13 protein-coding genes are annotated in these 13256 nt (G+C 64.3%); 2 read left to right on the plus strand and 11 right to left on the minus strand.

Going from position 1 to position 13256, the window contains the following annotated elements; translation table 11 throughout:
- Nucleotides 1–124: 124 nt before the first annotated feature.
- From ABD301_RS21795 to pdxR, 3 genes are all read right to left on the minus strand, one after another.
- Nucleotides 125–463: a YciI family protein gene (locus ABD301_RS21795; protein WP_279581451.1), complete on the minus strand. Its 339-nt coding sequence runs from the start codon at nucleotides 461–463 to the stop codon at nucleotides 125–127.
- Between the two features lie 144 nt (nucleotides 464–607).
- The gene (locus ABD301_RS21800) at nucleotides 608–1195 is read right to left on the minus strand and encodes a peroxiredoxin-like family protein (protein ID WP_344312195.1); all 588 of its coding nucleotides are present in this window, start codon (nucleotides 1193–1195) and stop codon (nucleotides 608–610) included.
- Between the two features lie 787 nt (nucleotides 1196–1982).
- Nucleotides 1983–3404: a MocR-like pyridoxine biosynthesis transcription factor PdxR gene (gene pdxR / locus ABD301_RS21805; RefSeq protein ID WP_344312196.1), complete on the minus strand. Its 1422-nt coding sequence runs from the start codon at nucleotides 3402–3404 to the stop codon at nucleotides 1983–1985.
- A 467-nt stretch (nucleotides 3405–3871) separates the two neighbouring features.
- On the opposite strand from pdxR, the gene ABD301_RS21810 reads away from it, so the two are divergent.
- Nucleotides 3872–4297, plus strand: coding sequence for a hypothetical protein (locus ABD301_RS21810; RefSeq protein WP_344312197.1), 426 nt, complete (start codon nucleotides 3872–3874; stop codon nucleotides 4295–4297).
- A 186-nt stretch (nucleotides 4298–4483) separates the two neighbouring features.
- Here ABD301_RS21810 and ABD301_RS21815 read toward each other — a convergent pair whose 3' ends face one another.
- Complete coding sequence (locus ABD301_RS21815; protein WP_344312200.1) at nucleotides 4484–4861, minus strand: ArsR/SmtB family transcription factor; 378 nt, start codon at nucleotides 4859–4861, stop codon at nucleotides 4484–4486.
- Nucleotides 4862–5028: 167 nt separating this feature from the next.
- Here ABD301_RS21815 and ABD301_RS21820 point away from each other — a divergent pair, with 167 nt between their 5' ends.
- The gene (locus ABD301_RS21820) at nucleotides 5029–5427 is read left to right on the plus strand and encodes a MerR family transcriptional regulator (protein ID WP_163570001.1); all 399 of its coding nucleotides are present in this window, start codon (nucleotides 5029–5031) and stop codon (nucleotides 5425–5427) included.
- Nucleotides 5428–5684: 257 nt separating this feature from the next.
- Here the strand turns inward: ABD301_RS21820 and ABD301_RS21825 are convergent, their stop codons facing one another.
- From ABD301_RS21825 to ABD301_RS21855, 7 genes are all read right to left on the minus strand, one after another.
- Entirely contained in the window at nucleotides 5685–6449 is a 765-nt protein-coding gene (locus ABD301_RS21825) for a phytanoyl-CoA dioxygenase family protein (RefSeq protein WP_344312202.1), read from the minus strand.
- A 669-nt stretch (nucleotides 6450–7118) separates the two neighbouring features.
- Nucleotides 7119–8378, minus strand: coding sequence for a DUF222 domain-containing protein (locus ABD301_RS21830; RefSeq protein ID WP_344312203.1), 1260 nt, complete (start codon nucleotides 8376–8378; stop codon nucleotides 7119–7121).
- A 399-nt stretch (nucleotides 8379–8777) separates the two neighbouring features.
- Nucleotides 8778–8936 carry a cytochrome ubiquinol oxidase subunit I gene (locus ABD301_RS42490; protein WP_163570051.1) on the minus strand — a complete coding sequence of 53 codons (159 nt, stop codon included), beginning with the start codon at nucleotides 8934–8936 and terminating at the stop codon, nucleotides 8778–8780.
- Between the two features lie 123 nt (nucleotides 8937–9059).
- Nucleotides 9060–10022 (minus strand): phosphotriesterase family protein, encoded by a 963-nt coding sequence (locus ABD301_RS21840; RefSeq protein ID WP_163569998.1) that lies wholly within the window; start codon nucleotides 10020–10022, stop codon nucleotides 9060–9062.
- Between the two features lie 41 nt (nucleotides 10023–10063).
- Entirely contained in the window at nucleotides 10064–11104 is a 1041-nt protein-coding gene (locus ABD301_RS21845) for an acyl-CoA dehydrogenase family protein (protein ID WP_344312205.1), read from the minus strand.
- 7 nt (nucleotides 11105–11111) lie between these two features.
- On the minus strand, nucleotides 11112–12335 hold the full coding sequence (locus tag ABD301_RS21850; RefSeq protein ID WP_344312206.1) for an acyl-CoA dehydrogenase family protein: 1224 nt from the start codon (nucleotides 12333–12335) through the stop codon (nucleotides 11112–11114).
- Nucleotides 12287–13186, minus strand: coding sequence for an enoyl-CoA hydratase-related protein (locus ABD301_RS21855; RefSeq protein ID WP_279581445.1), 900 nt, complete (start codon nucleotides 13184–13186; stop codon nucleotides 12287–12289). The genes ABD301_RS21850 and ABD301_RS21855 overlap by 49 nt, the downstream gene beginning before the upstream one ends.
- Between the last annotated feature and the right edge of the window lie 70 nt (nucleotides 13187–13256).

Genomic DNA, 13256 nt, shown 5'->3' on the forward strand with positions numbered 1-13256 from the left:
TTGCCCCGCACCGAATATTAGCCCACGGAAGTAGAGCCTTTCCTGTCGACCATCCAATGCCCAGCGAGATAGGCACGTACGCGTTTGGAGAAACGCTCCCAGCGAACGAGCAGCGATTCCAGGCTCAGGCCGACGCATCTGCTTTGGCGTCGCCCACTACGGTGTCGATCTTTGACATCAGCACATTCCATGGCGCGAACGGTCCGATCGGGATGACTTCGAAAGTGGCGAGGCCGGCTCGCGCCAGTGGCATCTGATCCATCAGCTCCTGCGCTTGGGTGAGCTGTTCCGCCTCGATCACCAGGACGGCTCCAGGCGCGGCGGGTGCCGTACGCGCGAATATCTGCCGGATGATTCCGGTGAGGTAGTAACTCCACGCCCGCTCGATCTCGGCCGCGATGTGCTCACCTACCTGGGCGTCGGTGGCGCCTGGTTTGGTGTGGCTCAGGACGAGAAACTGCATCATTTGCTCCCTGGTGTTAATCAACAGCGGAATGGTTGGGTCACATTGACAGAACGGCTCGATCGGGTCCGATCGCAGCAAGAAGACGTGCGGCAGGCTGGGATATGACAAACTGGGTCGCCCGCGCTACACCGGACAGCATGCTCACTCCGGTTCATCGGCCAAAGCGGTGAGCGCATCGAGAATGGCCTGTGGCTGCGGTCGTTGACGCCAGTCGGCGTGTGCCTGCACCCAGCGTATGACTCCTTGGCGATCGATGACGAAGGTCGCCGGAATAGGCAGTTCCCAGGTGTCGTTGCCATTGACCGCAACGAAATCGACACCGATCGCGCGGGCGGTGTCGACTACCTCGGCGGACATCGTGAACACCAGTCCGTACTGGCGGGCGGTGACGTTGCGGAGGTCCGACAGCACCGGGAATGTCAGCGCGTGTCGCTCAGCCATGGTCAGCGAGCCATCTGGCAGTTGCGGGCTCACCGCAACGAGTGAAGCTCCCGCGGCGGTGAACGCCGGCAGGCTGTCCCGCAGTGCCGGTAACTGCAGGTTGCACATGGGACACCAGGCTCCTCGGTAGAAGGTCAGAACCACGGGTCCGCGGGCCAGCATCGCCGCCAAGTCAACGACGTCACCTTGCGGGTCCGGCAGAGAAAAGTCGGGTGCCCGCGAGCCTGCGGCGAGCACTTTGCTTTCCAGGTCGCTTTCGCCAAGCATTGCTGCCTGTCCGAAGAACACGCTGAGCACCTCGGGTGGCAGTTCGGTGGCAAGTTGCGCGGCTCGTCCGGCCAGTTGGCCGGTGAGGTCCGGCAGTGCTCGGCTGTCGTTCGGGGATGGCTGTTGAGGAGATGTCACGACGTTCTTCTCTCGGGCTTGTCTGGGATCATGGCTCAGATCCGGCGGGTATTTCCGGAGTCCGGGCTTCGACGATACCGTCGCAGGGGCAGCGGCTTTGGTCCGATTCTTGAAGGGGTTTCTGTGCCAGTTCGGATATTCCAGACCCCGGCGTTGCGATGAAAACGTTCGAAAATCGACCTTCCGTAGGCTGCCGCAGCCTGAGAGTAATTTGTGCCGGCGAGCGGCAGAAATTAGCCAAAAAGGCTGCCGAATCGGGAATGACGATCAAGTCCGTCGCGTTCATCGGGCATGATTGATGATGGGAAAACGGATATCACTGTTCGTACCAACCGTGTTACACCTTTTTGCGCCGAGGCGACGCAGCGGTACGCCGACGCCGCACGGCCTGCCCACTACCACGGCCGCCATCGGCATCCGGTGGCCACTTCGACGTGCGACCAGGACCGTGTCGCACAGGTCAACCCTCCACATCAGCCCGAGCAATCGGTCCAACGATCCTTTGACAACAGTAAAAAGTCCGCGTTTCGGCTGCCAACCAAGGCACGAAGGTTCATCCGGCGGTTGTCGAGCTAGGCCCGGCAGCGCTGGCGTACTACAAGAACCCGCAGCAAGAGGGAGGAAATAAAGGCATCAGTTTGGTCAGGTTTCCTGGTCCGCAGCAGAAACGTCATCGCCGTTCATGGTCAACGGAGAGTAGTTGAGTGATGCATTGCCCAAGGCACTCAATACCGCTGGCGATCTCCGAAGGACCAAGCGAGGCAAATCCGAGGACCAGGCCAGGGCCGATCCGTCGGCTGCCGGAGCCGTAGTCGCCAAGCGGATAGATGCCGACGCCGACTCGGCGGGCGGTCTTGACCAACTGATGTTCGTCAACAGCGGACGGCAGGCTGATCATGGTCTGCAGACCGGCGGAGATGCCATGAATATCGGCGATCGGTAGATGCCGCTGAATTGCCTTCATGAGTGCGTCTCGTTTGCTCTGGTAGATCGTGCGTGCGTGCCGGAGATGGCGGTCATACGCGCCGGTGGCCAGCAGGTGGGTGAACGCGTACTGTTCCACAGCGGGTGAACCCAAGTCATCGGTTTGTTTGGCGTCGGCGATCGAGTCGACAAGGTGGGCCGGCAACACCAGCCATCCCAGCCGCAACGCCGGAGCCAGCGCCTTGCTGGCCGACCCGGCGTACAACACACGGTCCGGACTGGCGGACTGCAAAGCCTCGGTCGGACGATGGTCATACCGAAACTCAGCGTCGTAATCGTCCTCAATGACCAGGCCGCCCTCTGCTGCCCAACGCAGCAGATCGGCTCGTCGCCGAGCGGAAAGCACCACGCCCGTGGGAAACTGATGTGCCGGGGTAACCAGCGCCGCTTTTGCTGGGCTCGAGCGAAGCAGGTCGACACGGAGCCCTTCGGCGTCGACCGGGATCGAGACCGGCAGCAGGCCAGCCGTCGAGATTCGCGCGCACAATGCGGGTGATCCTGGATCCTCGACGGCCACGTCCGGATGGTCGGACAGTACCCGGCAGATCAGTGTCAGCGCCTGGGTGACGCCACTGCAGATGACGATGTGTTCAGGATCGGCGTGAACGTTACGAACCCGGCGCAAGTATTGGGCCAGTTCGGTGCGCAGGCTTTCCACGCCGCGCGGATCGCCGTAGCCCAGCGCCTCGTCTGCCATATTATCCAGTGCCCAGGTCAGGGCGCGCCGCCACGCCGGGCGCGGGAAGAGCGACAAATCAGGTAGCGACGGACGGAAATCCCACCGAGCTCTGGGACCAGGCCGCGCCGAGCCGGTTCGGGCCAGCGCGAGCGGCCGCGCGCCCACTGCCACCTCGGTGCCCGATCCTTGGCGAGCGATGAGATAACCCTCGGCGACCAGTTGGCTGTATACCTCGACCACGGTGCCGCGGGACAGACCAAGATCGAACGCGAGCGTACGCGTGGACGGCAACCTCGTGCCTTTGCCAAGGCGGCCCGAGTTTATCGCTGACCGTAAGGCGGTCTCCAGTTGCCCCGCGACCCGGCCTTGTCCAGTCCTTTTCAGCAGCAGCGGAAGTTCTAATCCGAACGCAGTCCAAGGCTGTGCCATGTCTGCGAACTATACCTGTCGAATGACGCAAAGGCTGCCCACGCTGGTCCAATTACGCGTCCATTTAGTGGACCATTTCCAGGTCATTTTCTCGTAATAACCTCAGGCTTGCTCTCGCCGGGCCGCATTACTACTGTCACCTGCATCCGCGACCATCGTGGGGCTGACATCCAAAAGGATCACTAAGTGTCCGAGAATCCACTGTTGCCGAGCTCGCCGGCCGTCCTTGCCATTTATTCCGACCTGAACTGCTCATTCGCTCATCTGGCGGTGTATCGACTACATCGCGAGAGAAGCCGACTCGGACTCGACGGTCGGCTCTGGTTTGATCACCGGCCTTTCCCCTCGAGTTGTTCAACCGGTCAGTCAATTCCCGGCCGGGCGTCGATTCGGAGGCCGCGGTCGTCGGCGCCCTCGAGCCGGAGGCCGGATGGCGCCTGCGGCCGGGTCCAGACTGGACGTATCCGGTGACGACCCTGCCCGCGCTGGAAGCAGTTCAGGCATGCAAGGCGCAGGGCTGGACGGCCAGCGAGCAGCTCGACCGGGCACTGCGGATCGCCTTCTGGTCTGACCACCGGTGTATCTCACTCAGGCACGTGATCTTGGACATCGCAGCCGAGACCGACGGTGTTGACGAAATCAAACTTCAGCAGGCCCTCGACCACGGAACCTTCCGCTCATCGGTGATCGATCAGTTCGACCAAGCAGGAGGCGGGCGAGTGAACTGCAGTCCGCATGTATTTCTCGCCGATGGCACCAACGTACCGAACCCTGGAGTGCGGGTGTCATGGTTGAACGGTGGCTTCGGCAGCGGCTTTCCCGCGATTAACGATGACGATCCGGCCGCGATCACCAGGTTGCTGAAACGAGCCGCGGAGCTGGTAGGTCGATAGGCCAGCTCGCGTAAGGGGGGCGGGCGCGCCGCGACACCCGTACGGCGCGCCCGTTTTATTCCCATCCAGTAGAATCGCGTCCCACGGCAGTTCGGTCGACTTCCGAAGGTCCTGGAACCGGACTCCACCATGGCGAAATGTCACCACGAGCGGGGCCGGTGTGACCGCCCGAATTCCTCAGCGCGTTCATCGACTGCCGTCCACGGCGGCGGGGATGCGGGTACAGCAATCCAGAGCGACGGCGTTCTCGACCGCCAGTGCCCGTGCCAGAGTCAGCAGGTCGGGCACCCGCGGATCCCCGATCGAGTAGCGCAGCTTTCTGCCGTCACGGCGAGCGACGACATATCCGCAGTCGGCGAGGCAGGACAGGTGCACCGAGACCCGAGGCTGGGAAATTCCGGCGTACCGCACGCAGTCGGCGGATGTTCGTTCACCGGCAACGATGAACTCCAGCAGCGCCAGCCGGGTCGGATCCGACAGCGCGCGAAAAAATCTCGCCGTCGTATCGACGTGTGTACAGGCCGGATCGCCCGACACGATGGTGCCGCTGCCGGACCGGGTCATTCTGGCGCCTCCATGGGACTTGAATTATTCGCGTAGACGCATAGTATGGTTCGCGTAGATATTCGTCAATGCGAATAGACCTCTTTCACCACCGATGTCATTGAGCTGTCCTGCTGCGCCGGCTGAACAACCCGAGCTCAACACCGGTGAATGAGAGAAAGGCACCCATGGACCCGAAAAACACCAAAACACGCCTGGCGACGATCGGGGAACTGTCGGCACGGACCGGCGTACCTGTGAAGGCCCTGCGCGAGTACACCGACCTCGGATTGATCCGCACTCCGGGCCGCAGCGCCGCCGGATACCGGCTCTACACCGACGACGCTCTGTGGTGCGTGCGATTCATCGGCGAGATGCGCGGACTCGGGTTGACCATCGCGGAAATCCGCCGTCTAGCCACCAATTTCACCACCGGTGACAACGACACCGTGGGCTCCCACCTGGCCGAACTACTGCGGCATTCCCGGCAACGACTACAGCAACGGATCGCCGTCGCGCAACAAATCCTCGACCGCATCGACACCTTCGAAACAGCACGACGAGGAGAGACCGAGCGGACAGGTTAACCGTTGCATCAGCTGCTCGTGGTTGTGGAGGCGACCGACCTTTCGCCGACGCTTTACCGAATACACTATCCCGCATCACCCTGCCTGGCGATCATGCCGGATGCGCGCAACCTATCGCCAACACGGTTGTAACCCCGCGACGGGATCGGGATCACAGGCGGCAACGTCGCGCTGTTTCCTTTCGGTCGGGCCAATAGCTCGACAGCCCTACCACCAAACCGAAGTCAGGCGATCGTACCGCTCACGGTCTGGTCGGTTCATGAAACGGCCTCGGCGGTGCCGGCCAGCGGGTAGCGGTCGGGATCGATGGGTTGCCCGGCAGTCATCGCCAGTGGGTCACGTCCTTTCTGGGGCCGATACCTGGCCTCGGCGGCCGTGAAGGTCACCACGAAGGCCAGCCGGATCTGATCGGTCGTGTTTGGCCCGGCTTCATGCGCCGTTCGGTCATGGTGGAAGGTCGCTCCTCCAGCGCGCAGCGGGATCGTCATGCGCCGCTTCCACTGCAGGTCGGGCCAGGTGTCGAGCAAATAGCTGGCGAACGCGTCGTTGGGCAGGTCGGCCACCGTGACGCGATCCGGGCCGGGGCGGCGGTGTGACCCGGGGAGGAACGACATCGCGCCGCGGGCTACCGGAACGTCCACGAGTGCGATCCAGGCGTTGAAGGTTATCGGCGAGTCGAGCAGGCTGGAGACCTGGTCGTCGTGCAGATAGCTGGGCGTCCGTTCGTGGGGCTGCTTGGCGAGCACCTCGCCGCCCCAGATCCGCAGCCGACGGCCGGCGAGCCGCTCGGCCACAGCCCCCAGACGCGGGTGCAACGCGAGCGCACGCAGCGCCTCGTTGTGCTCCCAGGCGTCGGTCGTGGTAACCAGGCCGACCTTTGCGTTGTGATTGCCAGGATCTAACTCGCGTTCGGCTGCTCGCCGGAATCTGTCCACCTCGTCACGAGTGAACAGCTCGGGGACAACGGCGAAGCCCTCGTTCTGAAACGCTTCGGAATCTACCCCCGGGATGGCGATGGTCATTATTATTCTCCGTCCGTCGATTGGATGCGCGGCCGACGCTACGTCCTACCCCCGGGGGGAATGTCAACTCTCACACCACGCGGTCGTGGTGATCCGAAAGCAAATCGACGCTAACCCGCTCCTACGCTGGCCCAACCGATCGCGGTCTATCAGCTCGCCGCGGCAGCAAGTGTCGCCGAACCGGACCTTGCCGTGGTGCCCGCTGGGGGTGACATCGAGTACGACGACCAGGGTCGCACCGTGGCGTGGGGACTCACGCTCAATCCGCTGCTACCAAGCCGGTAGTGAGTTAAGGGACATTTGAGACGTGGCGCAGGGTGGATGGCGGAAGAGCATCTTGATGGTGTGGGAGGTTGCTTGACCTGGCTTCTCCATCACCGGGTCTGGCGTGTCGGGGCCCAGATCGCGTACCACTTGTAGACCGTCGACAGGCCAGCGTCCAGTGCTACCTGAATCGTCTCGGGATCGACGCCCGCTTCGAACATCCGCAAAAGCCTGCGCCCGCAGACTCCGCTTCCGACTCAGCCGTTGACCAGCCATAAACCAAGTCCGTTCCGTCACACCATCGGAAAGCTCACTATGACATCCCCGTCTTGGTAGTAGACGTGCTTGACCCAGCGACTCTCGCTGGCCGTGGTGAACCCGGGATCACCGGTGCCCTTCCTACCGCTAGAACGGTGGTGGTGGGTATTCGTCGTTGGGGGTGACGTCGTACGTACGACCGGTGGGGCTGGTCCACAGGAATCGGCCCGGCGTCGGTTGGGTGACGGTCCAGCCGTGTTCTTTGATGTCGTTGTGGAATTTGCAGGCCGATCCGGCACTGTCATACGCGGTCTTCCCTTCCGGATCGCGAAAGGGAATGGTGTGGTCGAACTCGCAGGTCGCCGCCGGCCGGTTGCAGGCGGGGCCGCAGCATCGCTGGTCGCGTGCGTTCACCAAGTCCCGCAGCGCCCTGGTCGGGCGGTAGCGCGTACGCCCGTGGTCGATCACTACACCGCTGACTGGGTCGGTGAGGATTCGGTACCATTCGCTGTTTTCGTCGCCGGCGAGTTCTCGTGCGCGTTGCGCGGTCATCGGCCCGTATCCACTCAGGATCGCTGGGTTGTCGTCCAGGCCCATCAACGTGGTGGCGTCGACGCGGAGTTCGATTTTGGTGCGTACGTTGCTGGGCACGCCGAGGCAGAGGTCGGTGAGGGCGTCGGCGCGTAGTGCGTCCATGGTGCGGGACTCGTCTTTGGCTTTAAGGCTGCGAGCGATCGCGTCGATGCGACGGTAGATCGCCTCCGCTGATTCGGCGGGCAGGAGAGCGCCCAGTAGAGCCATGCCGTCTTCGCAGGGTTGTTTTTCGACTCGCCTCTCGGAGACCAGTTTCTTGCGGCGGGCTTCGGCAGCGGCTGGGTCGATTTTGATGACCTCCCGGCGGGCCCTGTCCCGGATCGATCGAGGCGTTTTCGAGTCGGCGCCGGGTAGCACCTTCTCCTCGACTCTCCGGGCGTCCTCGGGTGAGAGGTGGCCGACCTGGTCCGCGAACGTGAACGCCTTACGCAAGTCAAGGGCGCCGTGAGACATCCCCGCCATCGTGCCCGGCAGCTCATGGACCAGTTGGTACGCCAAATTCAGCCGCTTCTGGGCCGCTGACACGCTCCAGGTCAGCATTGCGGCGATTTCACCGGCCGCGTATTTGGAGAACGGTGCGCCAACGGCTGGGCGGGCGTTGGTGAAGCGGTCCATGAACCGCATCTGCATCGCCTGCGCATAAGAAATCACCTTATCCAAGGTTTCGATCGCGGCCAGCGCGGTGTCCGCGTCGGCTCGGCCGTACCGGTCGAGTTCCTCCAGCATCTGCAGAGGAACCCAGCTGGGTGGCATGGTCCGCCACGGTTGCATGTTTGGGTCGGTGAATTCCGGTCGCCGTCGTTTTCTGCTCATGACCCAATTTTACCGGCTGCCACCGACAGTCGGGGTGCCAGTTTTCGTTTCTGTGGATAAGAAACGGACCACTTAACCCCCTGTGGAAAACCCTTGTTTCAGAGCACGCTCTGGCGCCCGATACTCGACCGCTTGTTTCCAACGAAGCGGTAATGACGCCCATTCGTCCCCACGTGGGCCACTGTGAAAATCGGACCTGATCCAGGGCCTCGCCGGGCGACGTACACCACCGCACCGGTCTTCTTCGCGGCCGCGAAGAAAGCGGAATATTCGTCGCTCTTCCAGCTCTGCACGCCACAAACGGTCGCCCCGGCGACAGGCCCATCTTGCCCAGCAACCGTCCGACTAGCACTTGACCAGCCCCATCACAAGCCCATCAGCGACGCCCGGGAAAGTCCACTACAACACCCATGCCCAGGCCAGCAGCCCCTCGATTGTCAGCGGAGCGCCGAAAATATCGCCCACGAACCGCCTGCATGCTCTCCGGCTCATCCCGAACTGGAATTCCGGCACAATGCGGCCACCACTCGACGAACACGCCGCCAACCCGAGAGTCATCGCGACCAGCGTCTCGCCGGCCGCCGCAGATCCTCGTTTACCGAGCAACGGCAGGCACGTGGATCCAGATTCAGCACTGCCGCCATCTTGACGGCGCGTGATTCGGTCGGCGATGGATGCGACCTACTCGAAATAGCGGCGTGGATTGTGTACGAGCATCGTGTCGATATCGGCTTGCGAGACTCCGGCCTCAAGCAACGCCGGCAGCACCTTGTGGGAGATGTAGACGTAATTCCATTCGGGCATGCTGGTGCGCGGTTCGTACGGTGGAAAGAAGTCGGCGAAGCAGAACGCGTCGTGCGACAACACGATCTGCTCGGTGTAGCCGCGCCGGACGAGTTCAGCGATCGTGGCGACCCGGTCGGCAAGCGGGAGCACCGCGTCGAGGCCGAACCGATCCATGCCCAGCAGCGAGCCCTGGTCAGCCACCGCCGTCAGATAGCCGAGGTCGGTGGTATCCCCGGAATGGCCGATCACGACCTTGCGCAGGTCGACTCCCTCTCCCCCGAGCACCCGTTGCGCGACCAAACCGGACCGCGACGCCGAGTCGGTGTGCACGGTGATCGGCGCGCCGGTGCGTACGCTCGCCTGCCCGACGGCCCGCATCACCCGTTCCACCCCCGGGGTGAGGCCCTTCGTGTCGATTGCGCATTTCAGGAAAGCCGCGCGAATCCCGGTATCGGCAATCCCGACGGTCAGGTCGCGGACGAACAGTTCGGGCAACGGGTCGGGCTGATCGAACATCTCGCCGGGCCCGACGTGCAGCATCGGGAACGGCACGTCGCCGTACGTGTACAGGCCGGTGGCCGCGATGATGTTGATCGGCACTTGTTCGGCGACCCGCCGGGTCAGCGGGATGTAGCGGCCGAGGCCCCACACAGTCGGGTCCATGATCGTGTCGATACCGGCGGCCTTGAGTTCGGTCAGCTCCCGCACCGCCTGGGTGATCAGTGCTTCCTCGTCGACGTCGTCGCGGTAGTTCTTCACGTACTCGTGACTGGAGATCACGAAGACGTGTTCGTGCACCAGAACCCGGCCCAGGTCGCTCGACTCGACGACTCCGGTCAGCGTGGGAATCTGCGTCATGACCTTCCTTTCCTGCCTGGGTGAGCTGTCGGCGCACACGATCACGCTGCGATGGGAATGGTCCCGTCGCCGAGCCCGTCCAATGCCTTGCTGTCATTGACCAGTTGTGCCGCGACGCCGTACGAGCTGACCGCGCGCTTGTACCAGCGGTGCAAAGGGTGGTCCCAGGTCATGCCGATGCCGCCGAGCACCTGCAAGGTGTCTTCGCACGCCTCGACCGCCATCGCACCGGCCCGTAGCGCCGCGCCGGCGATGAGGGCGCGGTCGACGGCGGACAGGGTCGGGTGCGCATCGACCGACCAGGCGGCGCGATAGCTCAGCGACCTCGCGAGTTCGAGATTCTGGAAGGTGTGCGCCAAGCGATGCGAAACGCCCTGATAGACGCCGAGCGGCTTACCGAACTGGACGCGGGTGCCGGCGTGCTCGACACCGAGTGCCAACGCTGTACGCCCGACTCCGAGCGCCTCGCAGGCCAACGCCGCGAGATAACTCATCACCGCCGACGCCCGCGCCGGGTTCACCACCAGCTCGACCGGGCAGCGATCCAACCGCAGGGTGCCGACCGGCCGGGTGGCGTCGAGGCTGTCCAGCGCCACCGCGCTCGCGCGGTCATCGTCGAGGTCGATGACGGCCACGCGGTCGCTGCCAGCCAGGGGCAACACCGCGTGGGTCGCCCAGCGCAGATCGGGGATGCCGACGATCGTGGCGCTGGCCGTACCCGTTCCGTCGTCGACGTCGAGCGCCACGTCGGTCGCCCCGGCGGCCAGTCGCACACCGCCCTCGGCAATGGCGTCGCGGACCGCGTTCCCCTCCGGTAGCAGGTCACGTGCCAAGGTGACGGTGCCGAGCCACGGCGCAGCGAGCAAGGCCGCTCCGGATTCCTCGGCGAGCACGACCCGGTCGAGGAAGGTCAGGTCGGCGTCGAGCCACCCCAAGCCGACCAGCCGGGGCCAGCTGGTCGGGTCCCAACCCGGCGCGCTGTTGGCGAGTTCGGCCATCCGGTGCGCCGGCAGAGTGTCGGACAGGAAGTCGCGCGCGACGCTGCGCAGACCGTCCTGCTCGGGGCTGAAAGAGAAGTCCATCGCGCTGTTACCGCCCCTTCGGCAGGCCGAGGACGCGCTCGGCCACCACGTTCTTGAGGATCTCGGACGTGCCGCCCTCGATGCTGTTGCCCCGGGCCCGCAGCGCCTCGCAGCGCCACAACGCGCTCCAGTCCGACTGCGAGCTCGCGTACGCCACGTACGGACCGAGCAGGTCCAGCGCCAGTCTCGTCAGCTGCTGGTTCGCCTCGGACCAGGCCAGTTTGGCGACCGCGCTCTCCGGACCGGGCTCGGCCTTCCTGCTAACGGCCGAGAGCAGGCGGTAGTTGGTGTAGCGCAGCGCTTGCAGGCTGATCCAGGCCGACCGGAGGCCTTCCTGCGCGCGCGGATCCTCGCCCAGCCCGGTGTCCCGAACGAATCGCGCGAAGGTGCGGACCTGCTTCTCCAAGGCGGCCGCCATGCCCATCGCCGAGGTGCCGCGCTCGTGGCGCAGCACGGTCATCGCGACCTTCCAGCCGTCGCCGCGCTCACCGAGCATGCTCGTGGCCGGAACAGCGACGTCGCTGAAGAACATCTCGTTGAACTCGGGCTGGCCGGTGATCTGGGTCAGCGGCACGACCCGTACGCCAGGGGCGTGCATGTCTGCGAGCAGGAACGACAGGCCTCGGTGCTTGGGCGCGTCGGGCTCGGTACGGGCCAGCAGGATGCAGCGGTCGGCCAGGTGCGCGAACGACGACCAGATCTTGCTGCCGTTGACCGTCCAGGTGTCGCCGTCGAGGACGGCGGCCGTGCGTACGTTGGCCAGATCCGATCCCGCCTCCGGCTCGGAGAATCCCTGACACCAGATCTCGTCGCCGCGCAGCAGCGCCGGGATGAGCCTCGCTTTCTGCTCCTCGCTGCCCCAGTGCAAGATGGTCGGCCCGGCGAACGCCAGGCCGATCGACGCGTTGACGTGCTGGGGTGCGTCGGCGCGGGCCAGCTCCTCCAGGACGATGTTCTGAAAGGTGATCGGCTTGCCCTGGCCGCCGTACGGCGTAGGCCAGGTCAACCCGACAAAGCCGGCCGCGTAGAGCTGCTTGCTCCAGGCGCGGCGCTCGTCGAGCGACATCGGGTCGGCGTACGGACCTGGCCGCCCGCGCCAGGCAACGGGGATGTGCTCGGCCAACCAGGCGCGTACGCGGTGCCGGAACGCGCTCTCATCCGCCAGCTCGGTGAAGTCCATCGTCAGCCGCGCTCGGCGAAGCCGTAGTCGCCATAGGGCTTGTCGCGCCATTCCACCGCCGCCCTGAAGCCCTGCTCCTGGACCACGCGGCGCCAGGTGTGTGCGGACTCAGTGTTCTGCGCGATGGCGTCGAGCTCGGTCACCGAGCGGATGGAGGAGTAGATGCCTGCGTTTTCGTAGAACCGATTGGCCGCGGCTTTGAGCACCGCGAGGTGATCCGCCGACAGGTTCGCGACCCGGTCGGCCAGGGCGATCGCGCGCTCGGACAGGGTCTCCAGATCGACGGCGTAGTTGATCATCCCCAACTGTTCGGCCTGGGTCCCGGTGACGGCGCCGCCGGTGTACAGCAGCTCCTTCGCCTTACGCATGTTGGTGACGACAGGCAGCATGGCCGCGTTGCGGGCGACGCCTACTCCACGACTACCAGGATGGCCGATGACGGCGTCCGAGGCGGCGACGACGAGGTCGGCCATCATCGCGAACTCCATGCCGCCGGCGATGCAATAGCCGTGGACCTCGGCGAGGGTCACCTTGGGCATGTTCCAGAAGTGCAGCTGCAGCTCGGCCCCGCGCTTCAGATTGCTGGCGAAGTTCATCGCGAGCGGCTGATCGTCGTCAGTGCTCGTACGCAACGGTACGTCCGGATAGCCGGGCGTCTTCGTCAGATGCGGATCCGAGAGGTCGTAGCCGGCGCAGAAGGCCCGGCCGTTGCCGCGCAGGATGATCACCCGAACCGATTCGTCGGCCTCGAACTCGTGCAACGACGCCCACAACTCGTCGAGCATCTCACCGGACAGCGCGTTCAACCGCTCCGGCCGATCCAGGGTGATCCGGCCGACTCGGGCGTCCGTACCGACGCGGTCGAGGACGACGGTCTGGTAGTTACCGCTGCTTCGCGTCATCGCCCCTACCTCGCCATTGGATGCAGCGAACGGTAGAACCGTATTTCAGTTTCGTCAACTAATACGTAAG

The organism is Fodinicola feengrottensis (assembly GCF_039530045.1).
GTDB classification, from domain to species: Bacteria; Actinomycetota; Actinomycetes; order Mycobacteriales; family HKI-0501; genus Fodinicola; species Fodinicola feengrottensis.